The 25,137-nt window shown below is 68.5% G+C and carries 22 protein-coding genes; 11 read left to right on the top strand and 11 right to left on the bottom strand.

What is annotated here, in order from left to right; translation table 11 throughout:
* Window position 1: 1 nt before the first annotated feature.
* The gene (moaA, locus tag C9412_RS05805; RefSeq protein ID WP_107230748.1) at window positions 2-982 is read right to left on the bottom strand and encodes a GTP 3',8-cyclase MoaA; all 981 of its coding nucleotides are present in this window, start codon (window positions 980-982) and stop codon (window positions 2-4) included.
* Between the two features lie 563 nt (window positions 983-1,545).
* Between moaA and C9412_RS05810 the strand changes: the two genes are divergently transcribed.
* Window positions 1,546-1,926 (top strand): hypothetical protein, encoded by a 381-nt coding sequence (locus tag C9412_RS05810; RefSeq protein ID WP_107230749.1) that lies wholly within the window; start codon window positions 1,546-1,548, stop codon window positions 1,924-1,926.
* Between the two features lie 90 nt (window positions 1,927-2,016).
* On the opposite strand, the gene C9412_RS05815 is transcribed toward C9412_RS05810, so the two are convergent.
* Window positions 2,017-3,027 (bottom strand): hypothetical protein, encoded by a 1,011-nt coding sequence (locus C9412_RS05815; RefSeq protein WP_181358729.1) that lies wholly within the window; start codon window positions 3,025-3,027, stop codon window positions 2,017-2,019.
* A gap of 249 nt (window positions 3,028-3,276) precedes the next feature.
* Here C9412_RS05815 and C9412_RS05825 point away from each other — a divergent pair, with 249 nt between their 5' ends.
* From C9412_RS05825 to C9412_RS05840, 4 genes are all read left to right on the top strand, one after another.
* On the top strand, window positions 3,277-4,107 hold the full coding sequence (locus tag C9412_RS05825) for an alpha/beta hydrolase (RefSeq protein ID WP_107230752.1): 831 nt from the start codon (window positions 3,277-3,279) through the stop codon (window positions 4,105-4,107).
* A 68-nt stretch (window positions 4,108-4,175) separates the two neighbouring features.
* Window positions 4,176-4,523, top strand: coding sequence for an RcnB family protein (locus tag C9412_RS05830; RefSeq protein ID WP_107230753.1), 348 nt, complete (start codon window positions 4,176-4,178; stop codon window positions 4,521-4,523).
* A gap of 78 nt (window positions 4,524-4,601) precedes the next feature.
* Window positions 4,602-5,123: a hypothetical protein gene (locus C9412_RS05835; protein ID WP_107230754.1), complete on the top strand. Its 522-nt coding sequence runs from the start codon at window positions 4,602-4,604 to the stop codon at window positions 5,121-5,123.
* A gap of 77 nt (window positions 5,124-5,200) precedes the next feature.
* Window positions 5,201-5,593: a diacylglycerol kinase gene (locus C9412_RS05840; RefSeq protein ID WP_107230755.1), complete on the top strand. Its 393-nt coding sequence runs from the start codon at window positions 5,201-5,203 to the stop codon at window positions 5,591-5,593.
* A 52-nt stretch (window positions 5,594-5,645) separates the two neighbouring features.
* Here the strand turns inward: C9412_RS05840 and C9412_RS05845 are convergent, their stop codons facing one another.
* On the bottom strand, window positions 5,646-6,569 hold the full coding sequence (locus C9412_RS05845; protein WP_107230756.1) for a M14 family metallocarboxypeptidase: 924 nt from the start codon (window positions 6,567-6,569) through the stop codon (window positions 5,646-5,648).
* Window positions 6,570-6,713: 144 nt separating this feature from the next.
* Between C9412_RS05845 and C9412_RS05850 the strand changes: the two genes are divergently transcribed.
* The 6 genes from C9412_RS05850 to C9412_RS05875 all read left to right on the top strand — a co-directional run bounded on the left by C9412_RS05850 (window position 6,714) and on the right by C9412_RS05875 (window position 14,687).
* Entirely contained in the window at window positions 6,714-7,367 is a 654-nt protein-coding gene (locus tag C9412_RS05850) for a DUF3348 family protein (protein WP_107230757.1), read from the top strand.
* A gap of 10 nt (window positions 7,368-7,377) precedes the next feature.
* Entirely contained in the window at window positions 7,378-9,609 is a 2,232-nt protein-coding gene (locus C9412_RS05855) for a DUF802 domain-containing protein (RefSeq protein WP_107230758.1), read from the top strand.
* Window positions 9,606-10,244 (top strand): OmpA family protein, encoded by a 639-nt coding sequence (locus C9412_RS05860; RefSeq protein ID WP_099553377.1) that lies wholly within the window; start codon window positions 9,606-9,608, stop codon window positions 10,242-10,244. Before C9412_RS05855 ends, C9412_RS05860 begins: the two co-directional genes overlap by 4 nt.
* Complete coding sequence (locus tag C9412_RS05865) at window positions 10,234-10,617, top strand: DUF2894 domain-containing protein (protein WP_219906192.1); 384 nt, start codon at window positions 10,234-10,236, stop codon at window positions 10,615-10,617. Before C9412_RS05860 ends, C9412_RS05865 begins: the two co-directional genes overlap by 11 nt.
* A gap of 269 nt (window positions 10,618-10,886) precedes the next feature.
* Window positions 10,887-13,205: a TonB-dependent receptor gene (locus tag C9412_RS05870; RefSeq protein WP_107230760.1), complete on the top strand. Its 2,319-nt coding sequence runs from the start codon at window positions 10,887-10,889 to the stop codon at window positions 13,203-13,205.
* 21 nt (window positions 13,206-13,226) lie between these two features.
* Window positions 13,227-14,687 carry an esterase-like activity of phytase family protein gene (locus C9412_RS05875; protein WP_107230761.1) on the top strand — a complete coding sequence of 487 codons (1,461 nt, stop codon included), beginning with the start codon at window positions 13,227-13,229 and terminating at the stop codon, window positions 14,685-14,687.
* Window positions 14,688-14,892: 205 nt separating this feature from the next.
* Here C9412_RS05875 and C9412_RS05880 read toward each other — a convergent pair whose 3' ends face one another.
* The 8 genes from C9412_RS05880 to C9412_RS05915 all read right to left on the bottom strand — a co-directional run bounded on the left by C9412_RS05880 (window position 14,893) and on the right by C9412_RS05915 (window position 25,056).
* Entirely contained in the window at window positions 14,893-15,339 is a 447-nt protein-coding gene (locus tag C9412_RS05880) for a transposase (RefSeq protein WP_107230762.1), read from the bottom strand.
* 156 nt (window positions 15,340-15,495) lie between these two features.
* Entirely contained in the window at window positions 15,496-16,254 is a 759-nt protein-coding gene (locus tag C9412_RS05885) for a 2,3-dihydro-2,3-dihydroxybenzoate dehydrogenase (protein ID WP_107230763.1), read from the bottom strand.
* Window positions 16,245-20,135 (bottom strand): non-ribosomal peptide synthetase, encoded by a 3,891-nt coding sequence (locus C9412_RS05890; RefSeq protein ID WP_107230764.1) that lies wholly within the window; start codon window positions 20,133-20,135, stop codon window positions 16,245-16,247. The genes C9412_RS05885 and C9412_RS05890 overlap by 10 nt, the downstream gene beginning before the upstream one ends.
* On the bottom strand, window positions 20,132-20,389 hold the full coding sequence (locus C9412_RS05895) for a phosphopantetheine-binding protein (protein WP_107230765.1): 258 nt from the start codon (window positions 20,387-20,389) through the stop codon (window positions 20,132-20,134). The genes C9412_RS05890 and C9412_RS05895 overlap by 4 nt, the downstream gene beginning before the upstream one ends.
* Window positions 20,389-21,021 carry an isochorismatase family protein gene (locus C9412_RS05900; RefSeq protein WP_107230766.1) on the bottom strand — a complete coding sequence of 211 codons (633 nt, stop codon included), beginning with the start codon at window positions 21,019-21,021 and terminating at the stop codon, window positions 20,389-20,391. Before C9412_RS05900 ends, C9412_RS05895 begins: the two co-directional genes overlap by 1 nt.
* Window positions 21,021-22,673 carry an AMP-binding protein gene (locus C9412_RS05905; RefSeq protein WP_107230767.1) on the bottom strand — a complete coding sequence of 551 codons (1,653 nt, stop codon included), beginning with the start codon at window positions 22,671-22,673 and terminating at the stop codon, window positions 21,021-21,023. Before C9412_RS05905 ends, C9412_RS05900 begins: the two co-directional genes overlap by 1 nt.
* Window positions 22,670-23,863 (bottom strand): isochorismate synthase, encoded by a 1,194-nt coding sequence (locus C9412_RS05910; RefSeq protein ID WP_107230768.1) that lies wholly within the window; start codon window positions 23,861-23,863, stop codon window positions 22,670-22,672. Before C9412_RS05910 ends, C9412_RS05905 begins: the two co-directional genes overlap by 4 nt.
* Window positions 23,860-25,056, bottom strand: a complete 1,197-nt coding sequence (locus C9412_RS05915) for an MFS transporter (RefSeq protein ID WP_107230769.1) — start codon at window positions 25,054-25,056, stop codon at window positions 23,860-23,862. The genes C9412_RS05910 and C9412_RS05915 overlap by 4 nt, the downstream gene beginning before the upstream one ends.
* Window positions 25,057-25,137: the final 81 nt, after the last annotated feature.

The raw sequence follows: 25,137 nt of genomic DNA on the forward strand, positions 1-25,137 counted from the left end.
CTCATCCTCCGATGGAGGCCAGATGCGGGGTCAGCCCGGTCTGGCCCTGGTGCAGGCCATGCCCGGCCGCTTTCAGGCCAAGCTGGGTGGTGATGCGCGCCAGCAGCGCGTCATGGTCGTCGTCGTGCTGCAGCAGCGGCCGCAGCGGCACGCCGAACTCGCCGAACAGGCACAGCCGCAGGTCGCCCTTGGCGGTCACCCGCAGGCGATTGCAGCCCTTGCAGAAGTCACGCGAATACGGGGCGATGATGCCGATGCGGCCGCGATGGTCGGGGTGGCCGAACTCGCGCGCCGGGCCGGCGTCGGCCGCGCGCGGGTGCTCGTGCCAGCCGGCGGCCAGCAGCTGCTCGATCATCACATCGGCGCGCAGGTGATGGCGCTGGAAATAGGCTTCGTTGTCGCCGGTACGCATCAGCTCGATGAAGCGCACGCTGAAAGGCCGCTCGCGCAGATAGTCCATCCACTGCGGCAGCTCATCATCATTCAGGCCACGCAGCAGCACCGCATTGAGCTTGATCGACGGCAGGCCCAGCGCCTGCGCCAGGGCCAGGCCCTGCTCGATTTCCGGCAACCGGTCGTGACCGGTGATGGCAGCGAAGCGTTCGCGTTGCAGGCTGTCCATGCTCACGTTCAGCGCGGTCAGCCCGGCGCGGTGCCAGCCCGGCAGGCGCCTGGGCAGCAGCGTGCCATTGGTGGTGATGGCCACCTTGGCGATGCCCGGCACCGCCGCCACGGTGGCGATGATCTCGTCCAGGTCCTTGCGCAGGCTGGGTTCGCCGCCGGTCAGGCGGATCTTGCTCATGCCCAGCGCGGCGAACGCGCGCACCAGGCGCGCGATCTCATCCACCTGCAGGAAACGTGGGCGGCCGTCAGCCTGATACCCGTCGGGCAGGCAGTAGCTGCAACGGAAGTTGCAGGCTTCGGTGAGCGACAAGCGCAGGTACGGAAAGCTGCGTCCGAAGCTGTCGGTGAGTTGGCTCATGGCTGTTCCACCTCCTGGCACCACCCTGCAGCCTGCCCCCTGAACGGGTTGTCGACCCCAGTGCCCAGAGTGCGCTGGGGCGGTGAAAGCGTCAACCCGGGGCGCGCGCCGCTGAATTGGGATGCTTTGTCGCTATCGACGCGGTTGGCCCGCCGTACCATCCGTCACGATCACGACGCCTGTCGCAGATGCCCAAGCACAAGGGGATGCCTGCGCCAGCCAGCGCTGTCAGCACTCAACAGCGTGGAACACTGCCGAACGCGTCTTCAATCAGAACCAATTTGCAACTCTCCTGATGGGCATGGCACAGCATCGAGGGTTCAGATGGCACGCCACCGAAAACGGGTGGCCGGGTTTCGAATCCCGTGTTGGCTTTGAGTGATTGCGCTTGCCAGTCGGTGCCGCCTTGCGTGACACCGGCTGGCAATCCGTCTGCCGATACATGGCGGGCGGTGCGTGGGGGCGTTCGCGCCCACCGGCTTGAGGCCAACCCGGATTCGAACCACGTACCGCCCGCCACCTTCCGGGTGGCGGCTACCGATTGCCTTGCACGGAGCCTTGCCATGAACGAACCGGACTTTCCCCATCTGCATGCTTACCGCGGCCCGGCCAACGCTGACGAACCCGCCGCGCGCCCAGCACCTGCCGACAGCCACTCCTTCATTGCCAATCTGAACCGCATCAACAGCGGCGTCGCGGCGGATGGCCAGCCGTGGCCGGAACGCTACCTGCTTCCCGGACGCCGCCTCGCCTTGGCCGACGCCGATGGCGCGCTCGCCGGGCTGCGGGTGGTGCACGAGATCCTGCTGGCCGCCGAGCGCACCCGGCAGAACGGCGAGCCCGACCAGTACGTAGGCGACCGGGTGATGGAAGGACTGAAACAGGCAGCCCTGGCACTGGGCGCGCAAGCGGTGGTGCGGCTGCAGGTGGATGGGCGACCGTAGCGCGATGACCCTGGACGACGGGGCGGAGACTTCGTTCTGCCCCGTTGCCCACCTGCCCTGCCCTCCCGCTTGCGCCAGCGTGCGTCCGGGTCAGGGCTGCTTCGTCACCCATGCCCAGACACGCGTCCAGATGTCCGGCGCAATGGAAACGCGCTTGCCCGGATTCGCCGGATCGGGCACCCGATAGCCGTGGTCGGCCTCCGGATACACCCAATAGTCCAGATTGCTGCGGCCACGGGACAGGAAGGCCACCATCGCCAGGTCGGTGTTGATGATCGGTGCCTTGTCGTCGTCGCCGCCCTGCACCAGCAGCAACGGGATATCCAGCGCCAGCATGTCGTCCACCACCGCATGCGGGCCAAACCCGGACCAGCGCCGGTTGGTCTCCCCCATGAAGGTCTGTTGCAGACCGAGCGGGTCGGCGTTGATCGCCTTGATGGCCGCGAAGATCTCCTCGACCGACGCCTGCGCCTGGGCGCGGGTGATCTCGCCACGTTCGGCGCGCAGCCGTTGCTCGATGATGAAGTCGTGATATTGCGGCAGTGCCAGCCCACCCCAGCCCACGGCCTTGTCGGCGTGGGCGAGTGCAGCCACTGCAAAGACATACTGCGCGCCTTCGGAGCCGCCGATGATCACCACCTGCGAGACTCTATCCCCCAAGCTGCGGCGGGCCGCAGCGATGGCCAGCACCGTGCGCGCGATCAGGTTCTCGCGCGTGAGGCCGGCACGATAGATCGGCCCATCCAGTGGGAGCGGTCGTCCCTTGGCCTGGTCAAGGCGCAGCTCCGCCGAAAACGGGATGCCGGGCTTGTCCACCAGCAGGAAATGCGCGCGGTCGCGGAAGGCGAACAGGTCACGCGGGAAGCTGGCCCCCCGGCTGCCATCGCTGAAACGCTGGAAATGCGGGAACGCGCCCGAGCCGGGCAGCCAGACCACCAGCGGCCCTACCGCCTGCGCGTTGACATTGTCGAGGTGCCAGCCGACCTCTCCCAGCGCCGGGTCCTGCACCACATGGCTGTCGAACTGCGCCGGCGTTGCCGCCTCCAGTGCCATCGCCGGGCTCGCCAACGCCGCCAGCATCACCGCCAGAATCACCCGCATCGCCGTCCTTCAGAGCTGTTGCCGCACGGGTTCCGACGTTGCACATCGCCTCGGCGCGCGACAAGTGCGCAACGTACCCGTGCAGATGCGCACACCGGCCCAACAGGATGACTTCCAGCACAGGCTGCTGGTGTTATACCTCACTACATTACCAGCACGACCTGTCGCGAGGTCGACGGGCTGCAGCATGGCGCTGCAGACCCAACCCATCACACGGGCTGGCACGCGTCACGGCCCAGGGGAGTGGCAATGAAGAGCAGCCGAGTGACGTTGTGGGTGCTGGCTGCGGTGCTGGCGGCCGCAGGCAGTGTCCACGCCGGGGAAATCCAGGTGAACCGTGGCGCCTACACGCTGCAGGCCGAAGAGTCTGGCGCGGGCCCGGTGACGGTGGTCTTTGAATCCGGGTTCGGACAGGGCGCGGGCGCCTGGAAGAGCGTGATTGCAGGCCTGGGCCAGGGTTACCACAGCATCGCCTATGCCCGTGCCGGCCTCGGCCGATCCGGCAGCGACGGCCAGCCCAAGCGCATCGATGCGCATCTGGCCGACCTCACCGCTGTCATCGATACCCTGGCGCCCGGCCGCCGCATTGTGCTGGTCGGCCACTCCTACGGCGGACTGCTGGCCACCGAGTTCGCCCGCCGCCATCCCGAGCGGCTGCAGGGCCTGGTCCTGGTGGACCCGGCCACCCTGGGCCAGCGCCACGCCTTCATGGCAGCCGACAGCGCGCGCGTGCAGGCCGACGATGCCCAATTGCGGGCGATGCTGCCTCCGGTGCTTGCCGCCGACTACACCCTGCTGATCGAGCAGCTCGATGCGCCCGGTGCGGACACCCCGCGCACGATGCCGGACGTCCCGGTCGCACTGCTCACTGCAACGCAGCTGGCGGCCGAGCCCCTGTTCTTCGAGGAAACCGCCGCAGGCAAGGCCCTCTGGAAGCACCAGCACGCCCTGCTCTTCTCGGCCTTCACGCGTGGCTCGCACCGCTATCTGCCGACCGGGCACAACCTCCAGCGCGAGGATCCTGCGGCGGTGGTGGCGGCCATCAGCGCCGTCGCGGGCCAGGCCGAACCCATTGAATGATGCGTTCACCTGCCCCGCTCTATAGTCTCCGCGCCCGCCGCCTGCTGCGGCGGTTACCGGAGGTAGCGATGAACACCACACGATGGCTTGCCATTGCATTGGCCGCCGCCGCGACATGCGCCAGTGCACCGGCCTTCGCCGACCCGCCGCACCACGCGCGTGGCAATGGCCCGCCACCGCATGCCGGCGGGCCGCACAACCGCGAGGCGCCGCCGCCGGGCTGGCAGAAGAAGGCCTGGCGACGCGGTGAACGCCTGCCCTGGGCCGAGGTGGACCGCCGCTACTGGGTGGACGACTACGCACGCTACCATCTGCGCGCGCCGGGCCGCGACCAGCGCTGGGTGCGGCAGTCCGATACCGAGTACCTGCTGGTAGAGATTGCCAGCGGATTGATCATCGACGCACTGCGCCGCTGACCTGTCCACGCGTGTAGAGTGCTACGGCCCCGGCCAGCAGGCGCCGGCACAGGTCGCTACCCGCCCCCAAGGAGATTCATGGCGCGTTCGTTGACGATTCCCCTGATCGCCGTTCTGCTCACCAGCCTTCCCGCCCACGCCGCGCAGAACGCGCCTGCCGACGTCAAGGCCATCGAACAGGTGGTCGAGTCCTTCCGCACCTCGCTGATCAACAAGGACAAGCCGACCTACATGGGCCTGTTCTTCTCTGACAAGCCGGAAGACATCGGCTGGCAGTTCGTGTCCGAGGATGTGCGCCTGCAGGACATCCGCAAGGCCAAGCCCGATGCGATCAAGGCGCGGAAGATTCCCGCCAACAATTTCATCGCGCTGATCGACGGCGCCGTCGCGTCGCCGAAGCCGAGGGAGGAGAAATTCTTCAATACCAGGATCGAAACCGATGGCGACGTGGCCTCGGTATCCTTCGACTACAGCTTCCACGACGACGGCGAGAAGACCAACTGGGGCAAGGAGCTGTGGCAGCTGGTCCGCACCGAACGGGGCTGGAAGATCTTCTCGGTGGTGTACTCGATCCGCGATTCGCGCAGCCCGGCCGGGTAAACGGCCTGCGGCCATCCGACGATTTCCCGACGCACGCCTGTCCATGCTGGTGCGAGGTCATTCATCGCAGGGCCGGCATGCAGCCACCTCATCCCAGGGACAGCGGCAAGTACCCGCACGGCAAGACCGGGCTGCGCCGTATCCTGCACACGCTGATCCACTCACGTGATGGCTTCATCGCCACCTTCCGTGGCGAGGCTGCGTTCCGCCAGCTGTTGCTGCTGCACGCGCTGTTGACGGTCGCCGCCTTCGTGCTCGACATCAGCACCGTCGAACGCGCGGTGGTGCTGGCCGTGTGCTTCATCAGCCTGCTGGTGGAGCTGCTCAACTCGGCCATCGAGGCGGTGGTCGACCGCATCTCGCTCGATCATCACCCGCTCTCCAAGAACGCCAAGGACATGGGCAGCGCCGCGCAGACCACCGCACTGCTGATGGTCGGCGCGGTGTGGGGCGTGATTCTGCTGGGCTAGACCACACCCGTACACGCCAGGCGTGGCCCGGCGCTGCCGATGCGGGAATGGCTTACTGCGCGGCCAGGGCGAAATCCAGGCCTGCGCACACCGCCGCCACCTGCGCGTCGTTGCATTCCTGCGGGTTGGTGCGCGGGCTGTCCGGGTAGACCTCGGTGGTGGTGGCAAAGCGCGCATCGGTGAAGCCGGCGCAGGCGCCGATTGAACGCGACTCGCCCCAGACCACGCCCGGCGACTGCAACGGCAGGCCGACCAGGTTGCCCTCGGCGTCGGCCGGGGCGATGTGGGTGACCGGCGCGACCGCAGCGATCAGCGCCTTCTGGAACTCGGCCTGCGGATCTTCGCTGTTGCCGATCACGTAGAAGCCATCGGGAATGGTGTCGCGCTCGAACGGCTTGCCGTCGCGGGCGCAGCGTGCCGGGTCGAACTCGTGCAGGTCGCTGTCGGTGGTCTCGTGCAGGTCCAGGTGCACCAGCAGTTTCGGCTTGCGCTCGGCCACCCAGGCCATCAGGGCGGCGGCTTCCTCGATCTGCCCACCGTCACGGAAGCTGCGGTTCGGATCGATCGCATCCGGGTTCCAGCGCTGGATGCGCTCGTAGCCCCAGGGGCTGACGCACGGCGCCACGATCAGGTTGAGCCGGCCCAGGTAGCGCTCGGCCTGCTGTTCCAGGAACTGCAGGGCGCCGTGCACGCCGCTGGTCTCGTAGCCATGCACACCGCCGGTGATCAGCGCGGCCGGCAGCGCCGGGTTCCAGTCATGGTTGACCACGGCAAACAGCGGGTAGTGGTCCGGGGCATAGTCCAGCTGGCCGTACTGGATCACGTCGAAGACGCTGTCGTCCAGGCGCTCAAGGGCCGCCACCACGTCGTCGTGGTAGCTGCGCTGGCGCTGCTGGCGGGCCCGCCACTGTGCGCGTTCCGCGTCGCCCCAGGGCTGTCCGGGGGTGCCGATCGGATAGAACTGCGCAACAGTCATGGGGTACTCCAAGGGTCGAACGGGTGGGTGCAGCCGGTCATTCTAAGCCTTGTCGCGCCTGCGGGTCCTGCCTTGCCGCCGCGCCTTCATCCAGCCGGGGTCATCTGGTTGTAAAATCAACGGTTTTTGGCCCCTCACCCCTTGATGGCGAACGCAGCGCAGCCGGTCCTGGGTGGACCGGAGTTCCTCCGCCTGCTCGCCCGTCTCAGCGACGGCGCGATGCCGGCCAGCAGTCCCGCCCTGACCGATCGCCTCGGCCAGTGGGTGGACTGGAGCCGCGCCGTGGCCCTGTCCGGGGCCCTCGGCGGACGCCTGCCCGAGCCCGGCGAGGCCACCGAGGCGGTCGAGGATGTGCTGGCCGACTGCGCCCAGGCCCAGGCCAGCCTGCGCGCCTCGATCAGCGAGGATGCCGAGGCCGAGCGCTTGCTCGACCTGGCCGAGGCCGCCGCCGCGCCCAACTTCGCCTCGCTGCGGCAGCGCTACCGGGTGCTGCAGCAGGCCATCCAGACCGCCACCGGGCGCATGCGCGGGCGCCTGCGCGACCAGCTGGTACAGGCGTCGCCGGAACTGGCGCGGCTGGCCGAGGTCGACGCGGTGATGGAGCAGACCCTCACCCCGCGCGAGCACAGCCTGCTGGCCACCGCGCCAGCGGTGCTCGGCGCCCGTTTCGAGCGCGTGCACGGCCAGCCCGGCTGGCGCGCGGCCTTCCGCCACGACATGCGCACGCTGCTGCTCGCCGAGCTGCAGCTGCGCTTCCACCCGATCGAAGGGCTGCAAGACGCCCTGCGCTCCCACTGACCGGAACACCATGTCCAGAACTGCTTTCCATGTCGTTGTCTTCCTTGTCGGCCTGCTGGCCGTGTGCTGGATCGGCATTGGCTATGTGTCGGTGCATCCCCTGGGGGCGGCGGTGGCGGCGATCATCGCGGCCTGCTACATCGCCGGTGGCGTGGAGCTGTACCGCTATCGCCAGGCCAGCAACGGGCTGCGCAGTGCATTGAGTGATCTTTCCGCTGCCCGGGAAAGCCTGTCCCCCTGGCTGGAGCGCGTGCCGGTGAGCCTGCGCAACGCCGTGCGCCTGCGCGTGGAAGGCGAGCGCACTGCCCTGCCCGCACCGGTTCTGACCCCGTACCTGGTCGGCCTGCTGGTGCTGCTGGGCATGCTCGGCACCCTGCTGGGCATGATGGATACCCTGCGCGGCACCGGCCTTGCGCTGCAGAGCGCGACCGACATGGCCGCCATCCGTGGTTCGCTGGCCTCGCCGGTGCAGGGCCTGGCGGTAGCTTTTGGCACCTCGATTGCCGGTGTTGCCAGCTCGGCCATGCTCGGCCTGCTGGCCGCCCTGCTGCGCCGCGACCGCCTGCAGGCCGTGCAGCAGCTGGACCGCGCCGTTGCCGGCGACCTGCATCCGTACTCGCAGGCTTGGCAGCGCACCGAATCGTTGCGCCTGCTGCAGGCGCAGTCCGCTGCGTTGCCGGCGCTGGTCGACCGCCTGCAGGCGATGACCCAGACCTTTGAACAGCACAGCTCGGCCGCCAACGAACGCCTGCTGGCCGGCCAAGCCGAGTTCCTGACCCAGAGCCAGGCGCTGCAGGAACGCCTGGCGGTCTCGTTGCAGCAGTCGCTGCGCGAAGGTGCCGAAGCCAGCGCCGCCGCCATCGGTGGCGCGCTGCAGCCGATGGCCGAAACCACGCTGGCCGGCCTGGCTCACCATGGCCAAGCCCTGCACGCCCGTGTCGAGCAGGCCGTGCAGGCACAGCTGGCCGGGCTGGCCGATGGCTTCGAGCGCAGCCGCGTGGCCACCGAGGTCAGCTGGGCCAAGGTCGTGGGCGAACAGGCCCAGGCGCAGCAGGCGCTGGTCAGCGATCTGCGCCAGCACCTGCAGGGCTTCAGCGAGGGCCAACGCACGCAGGCCGAAGCACTGGTCGCACGCATCGGCGAGCGCCTGCAGGCCGATGCCAGCGGCAATGCCGAGGCCTGGCGCAGCGCCGCCGAGCAGCAGCAGGCGCTGAACACCGCGCTGGTCGAACGCCAGCAACAGGCCCTGCTGGCCGCCAGCGAGCAGCTGGACGAGCGCGCGCAGGCGCTGCTGCAGGCGCTGGACGAACGACACTCCGCCAGCCAGTCGCTGCTGCAGGACCACGAGCAGCAGCGCTCGCAGGACTGGCAGGCCGCGCAGACTGCCGCCGCGAGTGCGCATGCCGAACTTCAGGCCAGCCTGGACCACCGCGAACAGCAGCGCCAGGCGCGCTGGGACGCGGTCAGCACCGAACTGCAGCAGGCGCACGCCACGCTGCATTCGCAGTTGCAGGCCGGCGATGAGCAGCGCCTGCAACACTGGAGCGACGCATTGCAGGCCATCTCCCGCGATCTGGCCGCGCAGCAACAGCAGGTCTGCGACACCCTGGCGACGACCGCACAACAGATCGGCGACAACGGCCGCGCGCAGGCCAGCGCCACCCTCGCCGAAGTCTCCACCCTGCTGCAGACCGCCGCCGCCGCGCCGAAGGCCGCCGCCGACGTCATCAATGAACTGCGCAGCACGCTGTCGGAAAGCCTGGTGCGCGACAACGCGATGCTGGAAGAGCGCGGGCGCCTGTTGGCTACCGTGCAGACCCTGCTTGATGCGATCAACCACGCCTCGCACGAACAGCGCACCGCGGTGGACGCACTGGTCGGCGGTTCGGCCGAGCTGCTGGAACGCGTCGGCAACCGCTTCACCGACCATATCGCCGCCGAGACCGGCAAGCTCGATGGCATAGCCGCAGCGCTCAGTGGCAGCGCCGGAGATGTGGGCCAGCTGGCTGGCGCCTTCGGTGAAGCGGTCGCGCAGTTCGGCAGCGCCTCCGCCGAACTGTCCGGCCGCCTGGAAGTGATCGGCGGCGCGCTGGACGCCTCGCTGGCGCGCAGCGACGAACAGCTGGCCTACTACGTGGCACAGGCACGTGAGGTGGTTGATCTCAGCCTGCTGTCGCAGAAGCAGGTGATGGAGGAACTGCAGCAACTGGCCACACGGCGCGGCAAGGCCGGTAGCGCATGAGCGACGAGCTGGAGGTCGATGGTGGCTCGCACGCGCCGATCTGGGCCGCCTTCGGCGACCTGATGTCGGTGCTGCTGGGCGCATTCGTGCTGATCCTGGTCGGCGTGGTGGCCGTGCAGCTGGAGCTGTCGCAGCGGCTGGACCAGGAAGTGAAGCAGCGCCAGGCCGAGGCCAAGCGCCTGCAGACCCTGGAACAGGCACTGGCCGGCCCGCTCGCCGCCGGCCGCGTGACCCTGGTCGATGGCCGCATCGGCATCAGCGGCAGCGTGCTGTTCGCATTGAACTCGGACCAGTTGCAGCCGGAAGGCCAGGAACTGCTGCGCAGCCTGGCCGCACCGCTGGCCGCTTACCTGGGCAGCCGCGAAGAGATCCTGATGGTCAGCGGCTTCACCGACGACGCGCCGGTGCGCGAAGGCAACCGCCGCTTCGCCGACAACTGGGAGCTGTCCGCGCAGCGCTCGCTGACCGTGACCCGCACGCTGATCGCCGACGGTGTTCCTGCCGATGCGGTGTTTGCCGCCGCGTTCGGCAGCGAGCAGCCGGTCAGCTCCAATGCCAATGAAGAAGGCCGCGCGCGCAATCGCCGCGTCGAGATCGCGCCGATTCCCAAGCCCAAGGCCCCGGATGGCAAGTAAGCCGCCCGCACGCGAGGGCCTGCGCGCCCTGGTACGCGATCTCGATGCGGGATCGCGCGCGTTGGCGCATTACCCGCAGGTGCCGATGCTGGCGCAGGCACAGCGCGAGTGGACCGAGCTGCGCAGCGAACTGCAGGTGCGCCGCTCGCTGCGCGCCGAAGCCCCGGCCGACGGCGGCCCGCTGAACTCGGCGGTACTGGTACAACGCATGCTCGACACGATGCAGACGACCAGCCCCGGTTACCTGCGGCATTTCATCGATTACGTCGACACCCTGTCGTGGTTGCAGGCGCTGCAGGACGGTGCCGCCAGCGGCGCCGATACCGCAAAGCCCAAGCGTACGCGCAAGCCGCGCCAGACACCGAAGGGGTAGTGCCGGCCGCTGGCCGGCACTACAGAAGTGTCATTGTAGAGCCGAGCCACGCTCGGCTCCGGCCAGAAACAGCCGAGCATGGGCTCGGCTCTACAGGTCAGCCCTCGCAACGGATGAACATGTCACCAGACAGTCATCTGTCTAGCGCACCATTTTCACGTTGACCCACGGCGCCTGCAGCGCTGCCGGTCGCATCGGCTGTCTCCCCTTTTGAACTCCATGAGCTCCGCGCCCACGCGGTGGCTCGTGCCTGCCTGAGTGTCCGTAACATGACCAAGACTTTGTTGGCCGCTGCGCTGTCCATTGCGCTTGCCCCCGCGGCCTGGGCGCAGGATGCCGCCCCGGCCTCCACTGGCACGTCCGCCACCGACCTCGACGCGGTCTCGGTGATCGGCAGCGGTGAAGCGCGCCAGGTGCAGCGCATCACCCGCGAGAACCTCGACATCCTGCCGCCGGGCACCAGCCTGCAGAAGACCCTGAACCTGCTGCCGGGCGTCAACGCACAGTCGGCCGATGCGCTGGGTACCAACGAGCAGTCGATGACCCTCAGCCTGCGCGGCTTCAATTCCACCCGCCTGGGTTACACCCTGGATGGCGTGCCGCTGGGCGATGGCGCGTACAACAACTACAACGGCCTGACCATCAACCGTGCGCTGATCAGCGAGAACATGGCCGGCGCGGAACTGGCGGTGGGCATCGGCAGCCTCGGTACGCCGTCCACCAGCAACCTCGGCGGCACGATTTCCTATACCTCCGACCGCCCGGCGCAGGAACTCGGCGGCCGCGTGGTGCAGACCTTCGGCAGCGATGCCAACCGTCGCACCTTCGTGCGCGTGGACAGTGGCGAGTACAACGGCTTCTCCGGCTACGTGTCGGGCATGAACGCCGTCTCGGACCTGTGGAACGACCAGACCGCTTACAACCAATCCATCACCAAGCAGTTCAACGCCAAGGGCGTGTGGAACTTCGGCCGCGGCCAGATCACCGGCTTCGTCGATACGTCGCGCACCACCCAGGCCGACTACCTCTACCTGTCCAAGGACGAGATGTCGCGCGGCCTGGGCTGGGACTGGGGCGGCTACGCGCCGGACTGGAACAAGGCGGTGGCCAAGGCCTACTGCAATACGGCCAGCTTCAATGCGAAGAAGTGCGACAACAGTGGCCCGGACAAGGATGCCGACGGGGCGTTCACCGCCGGGCAGATCCTGCGCGACGACAATCTCTACTACCTGGCCGGCGACTTCTTCCTGGCCGATGGTTTCAGCCTGCGGGCGCTGGCCTACCACCATGACGATCGCGGCGAAGGCCACAACTGGAACAGCGGCGCGTGGTCGAACAAGGGCACCGCGCAGGAAATCCCGATCATCTTCCGCAACACGATCTATACCATCGACCGCGATGGCGGCACGCTGTCGTTCGATTGGGAGTTGGGCGCGCATCGCATCGAGGGCGGCGTCTGGTATGAGCGCAACACCAGCAGCGCCGAACGCTACCAGACCGCCGTGGACGGCCCGCGCGACCTCAGCGGCATGAACACCCTGCCCTCCGATGTCGGCGTGTTCGCCCAGCGCACGCGCTGGAAGACCCATCAGTTCTTCCTGAAGGACACCTGGCGCCTGCTTGATGATCGCCTGACCCTGGAATTCGGCGCCAAGAGCCCGCATGCCACCTCCGACGCACAGGCGCTGCCGGGCGATGCGAAGATGCCGATCCCGCCGACCTCCAACAACCAGTTCGCCACCGGCTCGCTGAAGGCCAGCAGGAATTTCCTGCCCAGCGTGGGCGCCAACTTCCGCTTGGCCGAGCATCACGAAGTGTTCGCCAGCTACGCCGAAAACATCGCCATGTTCCAGGGCGGCTTCAAGCTGGGTCCGCAGGCAGTCAGCCAGGCCACCTGGAACGCGCAGGGCAACCTGAAGCCGGAAGAATCGCGCTCGCTGGAGGCCGGCTACCGCTTCGTCACCGACACTGTGCAGGCCTCGATCGCCGCCTACAACGTACGCTTCGACAACCGCCTGCTGCAGTACAACCCCTGTGACTCGCGGCAGCCGGTTGGCCCCACCTGCGGCAACCGCTTCTACAACGTGGGCGGCGTCGACAGCCGTGGCGCCGAGCTGACTGTGCTGTGGACCCCGAACGAGCACTTCAGCTGGTACACCTCGGCCTCGCTGAACCGCTCGACCTATGCGTCGAACTACGTGCAGGCCGGCGTCGAGCAGCAGATCAAGGGCAAGATCCAGACCGATACCCCCAAACAGCTGCTGGCCACCGAGATCACCTGGCGCGACAACGGCTGGTTCGCCAGCCTGCGTGGCAAGTACACCGGCGAGCGCTTCTACACCTATACCAATGACCAGGGCTTTGGTGGCTTCACCGTGTTCGATCTGGCCGGTGGCTACGACTTCGGCCAGGTCAGCTTTGCCAAGGGCGTACGCCTGTCGTTCAATGTGACCAATCTGACCAACAAGCGCTACGCCAGCAACCTGGATTCGAGCGTGTTCGCGCCGAGCGACCCGGCCGGCAAGCTGTACGTGTTCCATGCGTCGGCACCGCGCCAGGTGTTCGGTACCCTCGACCTTCGCTTCTGATCGACGGCCCGGAGTCCACTGATGCTCGCAACCGCCCTGCTGCTGGCCACATTGTCGGCCAGCGGATATTCCGCCCCGCATGAGGCCAGCGACGCACCGCCGCGCACTATGCAGCTGGGCGGCCGCACCTATGTGGACAAAGGCCTGGTTGCAGCCGGGCGGCTGCCGGCGGGCACGGTCGACTTCCTCGGCGACACGCTGGGCTCGTTCTCGTCGCTGGCGGTACAGCCCGGCACCTGGAAGCGCACCGCCAACGGCTACGAGGGCGTGCTGTGGACCCTGCCCGACCGTGGCCGCAACGATCCCGAGGCCGGCTTGTTCTACGACTACGCCGGCCGCGTGGAGCGCATGCGGCTGCGTATCGACACGACGCAGGGCAAGGCGGGCACGCTGGGCACGCTGACGATGGTGCCGGACAAGGGCGTTGTGCTGAAGGACTTCAACGGCCAAACGTTCACCGGTGCCGACCCGGGTGACCATACGATCACCCAGCGCGAGGTGGTGCTGCCCTCGCCGGCCAGCGGCGCCGGTGCGGGCAAGGTCTCGCTGGATGCGGAATCGCTGCAGTTCACTGCCGATGGTCATTTCTACATCGGCGATGAGTACACCGCCAACGTCTACTACTTCAATGCACAGGGCCAGCTGCAGGGCGTGATAGTGGCACCGCCGGCGATCAGGCCGCAGCGCGATGGCAAGCCGGCGTTCGGCTCACTGGCCCCACCGCAGAGCGGGCGCCGCAACAACCAGGGCGTGGAAGGCATGGGCCTTTCGCCCGATGGCAGCCGGCTGTTCGTGGCCCTGCAGAGCGCGACGCTGCAGGACAGCGCGCAGGGTAATGCCGCAGGCCGCATCAATACCCGTGTGCTGGTCTATGACGTGACGGCCTCGCCGACGCCGCAGCAGCCGATCGGCCATTACGTGATGGCCCTGCCGGCCTATGCCCACGACGGCAAGGGCAAGCTGGACCGCACCGCCGCGCAGAGCGAACTACGCGCCTTGGACGCGCACCGCTTCCTGCTGCTGGCGCGCGATGGCAATGGCCTGGGCAAGGACGGCGACGATCCGATCGTCTACAAGTCGGTGCTGCTGGTGGATGTGGCCGGCGCCAGCAATCTGGCAGGCTCCACCTATGAAACCAGCACCGCGTCGGTGCTGGCCGAGCCAACCGGCGCCGCGCTGAAGCGGGAGATCGTGCCCGCCCGCAGCGACGAACTGCTGAACCTGCTCGACCGTCCGCAGCTGGCCCGAGCCGGGCTGGATCTGGATACCCGGCGCGGCCCGCACGACGGCCTGCTGTCAGAGAAGTGGGAGGCGATGGACGTGCTGCCGGCGCTGGACGCACAACATCCGAACGACGTGCTGCTGCTGATCGGCAACGACAACGACTTCATCGCCCGTCATTGCCGCATGCAGGGCGAGCCTTGCGACAGCCCATACGACAACGACAACCGCGTGCTGGTGTACCGTCTGACCCTGCCCTGACAGCCCGCCAGGAGTCACCCGCCATCTCCGGGTAGTGCCGGCCGCTGGCCGGCATCACAGCAAACGGACACTCCCCGATCGCTCCGATTGGCCCTCGCCACGTGGTCAATGGAGAAACCGGAAAACTGGCTGAGGTTGCCGGCCAGCGGCCGGCACTACCTGCAATCACTCGACATGCCTCGGTAGTGCCGGCCGCTGGCCGGCATCACAGCCAAGCCGACCATGCGAACGGATACTCCCCAATCTCTTCAGTGAGCCCGGCCCGGATCGGATTCCCCAAGATGTACAGAGCCTGCCGCTCAAGCGACTTCGCGGCCCTCACCGCGTGGTCGTAATAGCCAGACTGCCATACCACACCCCGACGATCGGCCAACCGATTCAATGCCAGCGAGCTGGACGACTTGAGCCGGCGCGCAACATCGGCCAGGTTCGCAGACGTCAGCTCCAGCATCCAATGCACGTGATCCGGCATCACCACCCAGGCCAGCGACCGTACGAGTCCTCGTTGTTCGATGTAGTGGAATTGATCGATCACGCAACCGGCGGTGGCTTTGCTTTCAAAAAGCCGGCGACGCTGATGCGTCGTTGTGGTCAGAACGTAGGCCTGGCCGATGATGGAGTGACGGCCTAGGCGTAGGCGATGGCTGCTCATGGCCCATGGTGGATCGGGCGACTGGGCTTGAATGTCGGGGCGTGCCTTGTTGAAGGCAGGGAGATGCCTGAAAGCTGGCTGAGGTTGCCGGCCAGCGGCCGGCACTACCGGGCTCCATGGCATGCCGGCCAGCGGCCGGGCGTCCGCAGTCGGGGCTCAGCCGCGCAGGGTGGCGCCGCCGTCTACGTACAGGTCACTCATCGCCACATGGCCGGCCTGCTCGGACAGCAGGAACATCACCGAATGGGCGATGTCTTCCGGCGTGGCCAGCTTGCGCAGGGGAATGCCGGCCTTGTAGGTCTCCAGGTTGCCGGCGATCACCCGCTCGGCGCCATGCGCGTCCTGCCACATGCCGGTCTGCATCGGGGTGAGCGTGGAACCCGGTGCGACGATGTTGCAGCGGATGCCCAGCGGCGCCAGCTCCAGCCCGAGGCAACGCGTGAACATGGTCGCTGCCGCCTTGGACGCGGCGTAGGCCGCCATGCCGTGCCGGGGCACGCCGGCGGCGTTGGAGCTGACGGTCACGATGGCCCCCGCAGTGCGCGGCGACATGACACGCGCCAGTGCACGCCCGACATGGAACACGCCATCGGCATTGACGGCGAACACGCGACGCCAGTCGGCATCCGACGTCGCCGCCACCGCGCCCACATGCAGCACCCCGGCCACGCTGGCGGCCAGCCGGATCGGCCCGATATCGGCCTCCACGCGGTCCACCAGTGCATCCACGGCCGCGCTGTCGGTCACGTCCAGTGCGAAGGCCTGCACGCGCGGTCCGGCCACGGCAGGCACTTGGCGATCAGTCGCCACCACCGTGCATCCGGCCTCGGCCAACAGCGGCACCAAGGCCGCGCCGATGCCACCGGCCGCGCCGGTCACCAACGCCACGCGGCCTTCAAAGCCGGTCAACTGCATGTTGCGATCTCCTGTTGCTCATCCCATTGGCGCAGACGCGCCGACAACCACGGCGCCAACTGCGCCACCGCATCGCGCCCGGTCAGTTCGGCATGCAGGAACGGCAGTTCCAGCGCCTGCACCGTGTGTGCGTGTGCACGCCACAGTGCCGACTGCAGCTGCGGCCGCGCCTGATGATCGCGACCCGCGCGAACATGCACCAAGGTCCCGATGAATGGCCGGTGGTGATGCTCGCGGATCAGCCGGTTGGTGCCGGTCACCGCACGCACTACACCGTCGAGCACCACATCCGGCAGGCTGCCCAGCGCACTGCCGCCGCGACGCAGGAACGCCAGGATGCGCTCACGGCTGTCCAGTTCCGGATGCGCGTCGGGGTCGTGCCCGGCGATGGCCAGCAGCGCACGCAGGGCGGCAATCGGGTCCGGTTCGGGCTCGGCCCGCCAGCACTCGCTGGGATAGGCATCGAGCAGCACCAGCTCACCCACCTCGCGCCCGATCTCGTGCAGGCGCACCGCCATCGCCTGCGCCAGGATGCCGCCCACCGACCAGCCCAGCAGATGCACTGGCCCGTGCGGCTGCAACGCAATCACGCGCTGCACGTAGTCATTGGCCATCGCCTCGATGCTGCCAGGCAGTGGCTGCTGTGCGTCCAGCGCCGGCGATTGCAGTCCATACACCGCACGCGCCGGCTGCAGCGCCCGCGCCAGGGTTCGGTAGTTCCAGGCGATGCCACCGGCCGGGTGCAACACGAACAGCGGTGAAGGCCCGGTGGCGTCGGTTGCGGCCAGTGCGATCACCGGGCCCAATGCGTGGTCGGCCAGCGCCGGTGGTTCGGCGATGCGTACGGCCAGCGCGGCCACAGTCGGCTGCGCGAACAACGCGCCCAAGCCAAGATCGCAGCGCCAACGTTGTTCAATGGCCAGCAACAGGTGCACCGCAGACAGCGAATCACCGCCCAGGCTGAAGAAGTCGGCGTCGACCGCTACCGGCTCGGCGCGGCCCAGGGCCTGGGCGAACAGGCCCGCCAGCTCCCGCTCCAGCGGTGTGCGCGCGGCCAGTCCAGCCACCGCCTGCTGCGGAGGTTTCGGCAGCGCGTTGCGGTCCAGCTTGCCGTTGGCGGTCACCGGCCAGTGATCCACGCCCACGAAGGCCGATGGCACCATGTAGTCCGGCACACGCGTGGCCAGATGGCTGCGCAGCACTGCCGCATCGGCCAGCGCGGCCGGCACATAGGCCACCAGCCGCGCATCATGGGGGGCATCATGCCGCAGCAGCACTTCCACCCGGTCCATGCCCGGCAGCTCGCGCAACGCCGCTTCAATCTCGCCCAGTTCGATGCGCAGCCCACGCAGCTTCACCTGATGATCGCTGCGGCCGAGATACTCGACCGCGCCATCGGCGCGCCAGCGCGCCACGTCGCCGGTGCGATAGATGCGCTCGCCCGGCAGGAACGGATCGGCGAGGAAGCGTTCGGCGGTCAGGTCGTCGCGGCCCAGGTAGCCACGCGCCAGCTGCACGCCGCCCAGGTACAGGTCGCCGGGTACGCCCACCGGCAGCGGCTGCATCCGCGCGTCCAGCACGTACAGGCGTGTGTTCCAGACCGGGAAGCCGATCGGCACCGGCCGTGACCGATCCTGCGAAGACGCAGGCCAATAGCTGACGTCCACAGCCGCTTCGGTCGGGCCATACAGGTTGTGCAGTTCGGCCTGCACGCGCGCGTGGAAGCGATCACGCAGCGAGGCGTCCAGCGCCTCGCCGCTGGTGAACACCCGGCGCATCTGCAGGCCGTCGGAGGCCGGCGCCGCCAGGAAGGCATCCAGCATCGACGGCACGAAATGCGCCGTGGTGATGCCTTCCGCTCTGATCAGTCGCGCCAGCTCGGTGGGATCACGATGCGCATCCGGCCCGGCAATCACCAGCGTGGCACCGCACAGCAGCGGCAGGAAGAACTCCCAGACCGAGACATCGAAGGTGGCCGGCGTCTTCTGCAGGATCCGGTCGTCGGCGCGGACACCGTAATACTCGCGCATCCACAGCAGGCGGTTGACGATGGCGCGGTGCTCGATCACCACGCCCTTGGGTTCGCCGGTCGAGCCGGAGGTATAGATCACGTAGGCCGCATCATCAGGTGCCGGGTCGGCCCAGGGCGCAGCAAAGCTCAGCGCGGTCCATTGCTCCGGCGCAAGAACGGGCACGCCAGGCATGCGCGCCTGCACGTCTGCCGCGGCCAGAACACACGCCGGCTGCGCAGACGCAAGGATGCGCGCCAAGCGCTCATCGGGGTGGGCAAGATCCAGCGGCAGGTAGGCCGCCCCTGCGCGCAGCACCGCCACCAGTGCAATCACCAGTTCCAGCGAACGCGGCAGTGCCACCGCCACCACGCTGCCGGGGCCGACGCCCGTCGCCCGCAGCTGTGCCGCCAGTGCGAAGCTGCGCGCTTCCAGCGTGGCATGGTCCAGCGCCGTTTCGCCGAACACCAGCGCAGGCGCCTGCGGATCACGATCCATGCCCTGCTGCAGCAGCTCGACCAGCGTGGTTTGTGGCAGCGCATGCGTGGTGGCATTGAAGTCGTGCACCACACGCTGGGCTTCCGCGACCGTGGCCAGCGGCACCGTCGCAATGTCATCAGCGCCCAGCGCCGTCGACACGAAATGCAGCAGCCGCGCCGCATGCGCTTCCGCATCCTCGCGGCTGTAGAGTGCGGGATTCGCTTCGATCTCCAGATCCAGCAACGTCTGGCCATCGCCGCGGAAGCCCAGCGTCAGATCGTCAACCGGGCCGGTACACAGTACCTCCAGCGTCGCCTGTACACCCGGCAGCGCCAACGGCTTGTAGAACGGCTGCACGTTCACCATCGGGCCGTGCAGGCGCTGCTGCGCGCCGACCAGGCCCAGATCGCGGCGCAGCTGCTCACCCCGGTAACGACCACGCTTGCGACTCCGGCTGAGTTGCAGGCCCAGCGCGCGGGTGAAGGCCTCGACGCTGCCCTCGCCGGCTGCCACACGCAGCGGCAATACGTTCATCACCATCGCCGGCACCCGCGCCGACGCGTTGCCGAGGCGGCCCATGTAGGGCACGCCCAGCACCACTTCGTCGGCAGCGCTCATCCGCCGCAGGTACTCGGCCGACAGCGCAGCCAGCACATCCGGCCAGGGTTGCAACCAACCTGCCGACACCTGCAGCAGGCGCTCGCGGAACGCCGCATCCAGCGGCTGCACCCAGCGCAGCGCGTCGCTGCTCGCCTCCAGCGATCCCGCCAGGCCAGCGCCGGCCGGGGCGCCCTGCATCTGCTCGCGCCACCACTGCCCAGCGGCTGCACGGCGTGGATCGGCTCGGTAAGCGGCATCATCGGCCAGCACCGCTGCCAGTCCTGGCATCGGTTCGCCCGCACGACCGGCGTACAGCGCGCAGACGCGATCGGTGAACAGCGCCATGCCGTAGCCGTCGGCGGCAAGATGGTGCACGCGCAGGTACCAGACCCAGCGCTGCCCGCCCAGGTCGAACAGCACCTGCTGGCTGATCCGGTCGCGGGTTGGATCGACCGGACTGAGCCGGTCGGCCTGCATCAACGCACGTGCCACTGACGCGGGCTGGGCCTCGGCCGATACATCACGTACCGAAAGCCGTGGCACGTGCGCCGGCTCATGCCATTGCACGGGCTGGCCATCGGCACGCTCGGCAAAGCGCAGCGCGAAGGCCTCTGCCTCGGCCGCCGCCTGGTCGACCGCCGCAAGGAACGCCGACACATCCAGCGGCCCGTCGATCCACACCGCATGGGCGGTGTTGAACGACGGATTGTCCGGCGCCAGCCGCTGCGCGAACCACAGCCCGGCCTGCGCCTCGGTCAACGCCACCGGTGTGGCCAGCGCAACGGCGTTCATGCGTTCTGCGATGCCTGCAGTGTCTGCACCACGCCCCACCACTGGCGCAGCGTGGTGTGCTCGGCCAGCTGTGAGAACTCCAGCGGCAGGCCGGTGTTGCCCCAGGCCAGGACCAGGCCGAGCATGCGCATTGAATCCAGGTCCAGATCCATCAGGTTGTCGTCGTCACCGATCTCGGCCGGCATGCATTCCAGCACCCGCGCCACATCGGCGCGCATGCGCTCCAGGTCCAGCGCTTCACCCGTGGCCGCCATCACAGCACCTCCAGCAACTGGTCGGTGGTCATCGGCACACCGCTGGTGCGCGCGATCCAGTGCAGGGCCTGATCGTGGTCGGCACGCGAGAAGTCGGCCACTGCGTCGGCAGCAATGAACGCTTCGATGTCGCGCTGGAAGGCCTCCACCACCGTCGCGGTGCAGCCGATGTGCGCATACACACCGGTCACCAGCAGCTGGTCGCGGCCACGAACCCGCATCAGCGTTTCCAGGTTGCTGCGCTGGAACGCGCTGTAGCGGTGCTTGACCAGCACATGCTCGCCCGGCTGCGGTGCCAGCGCTTCGATGATCGGCTCGTGGTCGGCACTGCGGCGCATGCCCGGGCCCCACAGGTCAGCCTGCAGGCCGCGGTCACGACGGTCCTGGTCGCCGTGCTGGGCGGTATAGAACACCGGAATGGCGTGCGCGCGGCAATGCGCCAGCAGTCGCGCGATGTTGTCCACCGCCGGCCGCAGCGGCGCGTTGCCGGCGTCGAACGCAGCCAGGAAGTAGCGCTGCATGTCATGCACCAGCAGCGCGATGCGATCACGCTGCGGGCGCCACGGGCCGCGTGACGGCGGCAGTTCGGCAGCGGTCGGCAAGGGATAATCGGTAATACGGGGCAGCGCCATCAGCGCGTTCCTCCTGTCTGCTGCAGATGACGCGCGCGCAGCTGCGCGCGCAGTTCGCGGCGGCTGATCTTGCCGACCGCGGTGGTATCGAAACTGTCGACGAAGACGATCTGGTCGGGCACCTTGAACGCGGCCAGGCCACGCCCGCGCATCCAGGCCTTCAGCGCCGGCGCCTTGAACGGCTCGCCCTGTGGTATCACAAAGGCGCAGCTGCGCTCGCCCAGGTACTCATCGGGAATGGAGACCACGGCGGCGTCGAACACGCCCGCGTGGGCCAGCAGGTGGTCCTCGATCTCCTCGGCGGAGATCTTCTCGCCCGCGCGGTTGATATGGTCACCAGCACGGCCCTGCACCACCAGGTAGCCACCTGGCAACTGCTGCACCCGATCACCCGTGCGGTAGAAGCCGTCGTCGGTGAACGCGCGTGCGTTGGCCACCGCATCATTGTGGTAGCCACGGATGGTGTACGGGCCACGGGTCAGCAGATGCCCGACCTCGCCTTCGGCGACCGGCTGGTCGTGGTCATCGACCACGCGCACTTCGTCATCCTCGCTGATCGGCCGGCCCTGGCAGGCCACGATCAGGTCTTCCGGATCATCCAGCCGGGTGTAGTTGACCAGGCCCTCGGCCATGCCGAATACCTGCTGCAAGGTGCAGCCAAGACCCTCGATGACCCGCCGCGCCGCCTCCGGCACCAGCTTGGCACCGCCCACCTGCAGCACCTGCAGACTGGACAGGTCGTGCTTGGCGGTGGCTGCGGCCTGCGCCCACAGCAGCGCCAGCGGCGGCACCAGGCCGCAGCAGGTCACCCGCTCGCGGGCGATCAGCGGGAACGCCGCATCCGGGCCGGGGCCGGGGCTGAGCACCACACGGGCACCGGCATACAGCGCGCCGAAGAAGCCCGGCGAGCTCATCGGGAAATTGTGTGCCGCCGGCAGCGCGACCAGGTACACGCTGTCGCGGTCGATGCCGCAGATCGCGTTGCTGGCGCGGAACGAATAGATGTAGTCGTCGTGGGTGCGCGGAATCAGCTTGGACAGGCCGGTACTGCCACCGGAAATCTGCAGGAAGGCCACCGACTGCGGATCCGGGTCGGCCGGCAGCTGGCTGCGGTCCCCCTGCAGCCCGTCCAGCGCGATGAACGCCTGCGCATCGCCATCGATCACCACCTCGCGTATCGCCGGCACTTCGGCCTGCAATGCCTGCGCCAGCGTCCGGTGATCGAAGCCATCGTGCAGGTCGGTGGTGATGTAGGCACTGGCCTCGGCCTTGCGGGCGAAATGTACCAGTTCGGTGATGCGATGCGCAGGCAGCGCGTACACCGGCACCAGGCCGGCGCGGAACAGGCCACAGACCGTGGCGATGAAACCGGCCGTGTTGCCCAGCTGCACCAGCACCCGCTCACCCGGCTGCAACCCGCGTTCCAGCAGGCCGGCACCGATGCGCCCGGCTTCGTGCCATAGCTGTGCATAGCTCAGGCGCACGTCGCCGGCGACGACGGCGATGTCATCGGCATAACGCTCGGCCCGTTCGCGCAGGAAAGCCGGGAAGGTCTCCCCGCGCCAGTGGCCGGCCTCGCGATAGCGCGCCACCAGGGGCTCGGGCCAGACCTGCTGCAATGGCAGGCGTGAGAAAACGGTCGGTGTGTTCATGCGGCGGGCTCGATCGCGGGCGCGGCGTCATGCACGCCCAGTGCGTTCAACAGGGCAGCGAACTTCGCTGCGGTTTCGGCCACCTCGGCCTCGGGCTGCGACTCGGCAACGATGCCGGCACCGGCGTACAGGCGCAGCTGGGTGCCCTGCAACCGTGCACAGCGGATCGCCACGTACCAGTCGCCGTCGCCTTGTGCATCCAGCCAGCCGACCGCGCCGGCATAGAAGCCACGCGGTACCGGTTCCAGTTCGCGGATGCGTTGCAGTGCGGCCATGCGCGGCGTGCCGCAGACCGCCGGCGTGGGATGCAGCTGTGCCAGCAGCTCGGCGGCCGAGGTCTGCGGATCCTTCAGCGTGGCATGGATACGCGTGCCCAGGTGCCACATGCTGGCCGTGGCGTGCAGCGCGGGACGGGGTTGCGCATCGATGTGGCGGCAGTACGGCGCCAACCCATCGACAATCGCCTCGACCACGTGGCGGTGCTCGTCGTGATCCTTGGCCGAGGCCAGCAGCGCCTGAGCCGCGCGCTCGTCTTCGGCGGCATCGGCACTGCGTCGCGCCGATCCTGCCAGCGGATGCGACAGCAGCTGGGTGCCGCGCTTGCGCAGCAGCAGCTCCGGCGTCGCCCCCACCAGCCAGGCCGGCGCCTGACCCAGTTCCACCGGCAACGGCACCGCATAGGTCGCCACCGAAGGATCGGCACCCAACCGCGCCAGCAGCACCTCCGGTGAAAGCGCATGGCGGGTGTGCGCCAGCAGGCTGCGCGCCAGCACTACCTTGTGCAGATCGTGTTCCGGTGCGCGCAGCACCTGCACCGCGGCCGCCACGGCCGCCGCGTAGACCTGCGGCGCAGGCTCGGCCCGTAGCGTACCGTCCAGCGGCGGTGCTGCCTGCGGCTGCAACGGCAACGGCGGCAGCAGGCGTTCGGGCTGGTACAACGCATCGTCGGCGCGCGGCTCGAAGGGCACCGCACCGACCAGCAGGCCCGGCCCGCCGCGCTGTTGCGCGAAGAACGTGCTGGCACGTTCGGCCAGCGTCGCCAGCGCCCCAGCGGGCAGTACCGCGCGGCAACCACGCGCATGCACATGCTGGCCGGCGTGCTGCAACAGGAACAACGAGGCGTCGTCCGTGGTTTCCAGCGGCGATGGCACAGCCTCCGGCCACGCGCCCTGCATCAGGGAATCGTTCATGCGGTCTCCTTCATCCGATGCGCTGCGGCCAGCGCGCACAGCAACAGCAGCAGCGCGCCCACCAGCAGGTAAGGCAGGCTCGGCCCGCCGCGATACAACAGCGTGCCGAGCATCGGCCCGGCCACCATGCCCAGGCCCTGGGCGGCGGCCACGGTGCCGGCGGCGGCGCCTTGCTCCTGCGCCTGCACCGCATCGGCAGCCAGCGCCTGGAACGAGGGGAATACGAAGCCCATGCCGAAGGCGGCCAGCGCGTAGGCCGCCGGCAACTGCCAGGCCTGCTGCACACCCGCCACCGAAGCGAAACCGATGCCGGAAATCAGCGCGCCCAGGATGATCCAGCGACGCGGGTGCACGTCCAGCTTCATCACCAGCGCCTGCGCCAGGATCAGGCCGACACCGACCGCGGTGAGCGCGATGCCCGCCATGCGCGCACCGGCTGCTGCATCAAGGCCCAGACGATCGATGGCGAAGAAGCCGACCGTGACCTGCGCGATGGTCACCGAGACCATGGCGATGAACGCTGCCAGCTGCGGCAGGCGCAGGCGCGGGTCGAGGCGGCTCATCGGTGGACGGCGCGGCGCGGACGCGCCAACCACCGGCTCGGTGGCCGGCAACCGCCAGGCCAGCAGCGCCAGGGCAAGAAGAGGCAGCAACGCGGCCACGTACAACGCCAACGACAGATGGGTATACGCCAGCCAACCGGCCGCGGCAGGCCCCAGCACCATGCCCAGCGCGTTGGCGCTGCCCAGCCGGGCCAGGAATCTGGCACGTTGCCCGGTCGGCGCCTTGTCAGCGATCAGCGCCGCCGCCGTGGGCGGCACTGCGGCATAGAACAGGCCGATCAGGCCGCGCGCGCCGACCAGCACCAGCACCGAGACCAGCACCGGTGGCACCGTCTGCAGGGCCACATCGATGAACACCGCCAGCGCGATGTAGACCACGGTGTAGGCGCTCATCGCCAGCATCAGCACGCGCTTGCGACCGATGCGGTCGCTGAGCTGGCCCCAGGGGCGTGCGGCCAGCATCCACAGCACGCCGGCAGCCGTGACCGACAGGCCAGCGTGCCATTCGGACAGGCCGAGCAGGCGGACCACCGGGCCGATCACCGCGACAAAGGACATCATCGCCATGGTGCCGATCAGGGCCGCCAACACCAGCGCCGGCAAGCCGGGAACGACGGGACGTGCGTGCATGGAACACCAGCCGTAACAGGGAAGGATCACCGGACGCGCAGCTGCGCCCGGCCCGGCATCCGCCCCGTTCAGGAGCAGACG

Source organism: Stenotrophomonas sp. Nf1 (genome assembly GCF_003028475.1).
Classification (GTDB): Bacteria; Pseudomonadota; Gammaproteobacteria; order Xanthomonadales; family Xanthomonadaceae; genus Stenotrophomonas.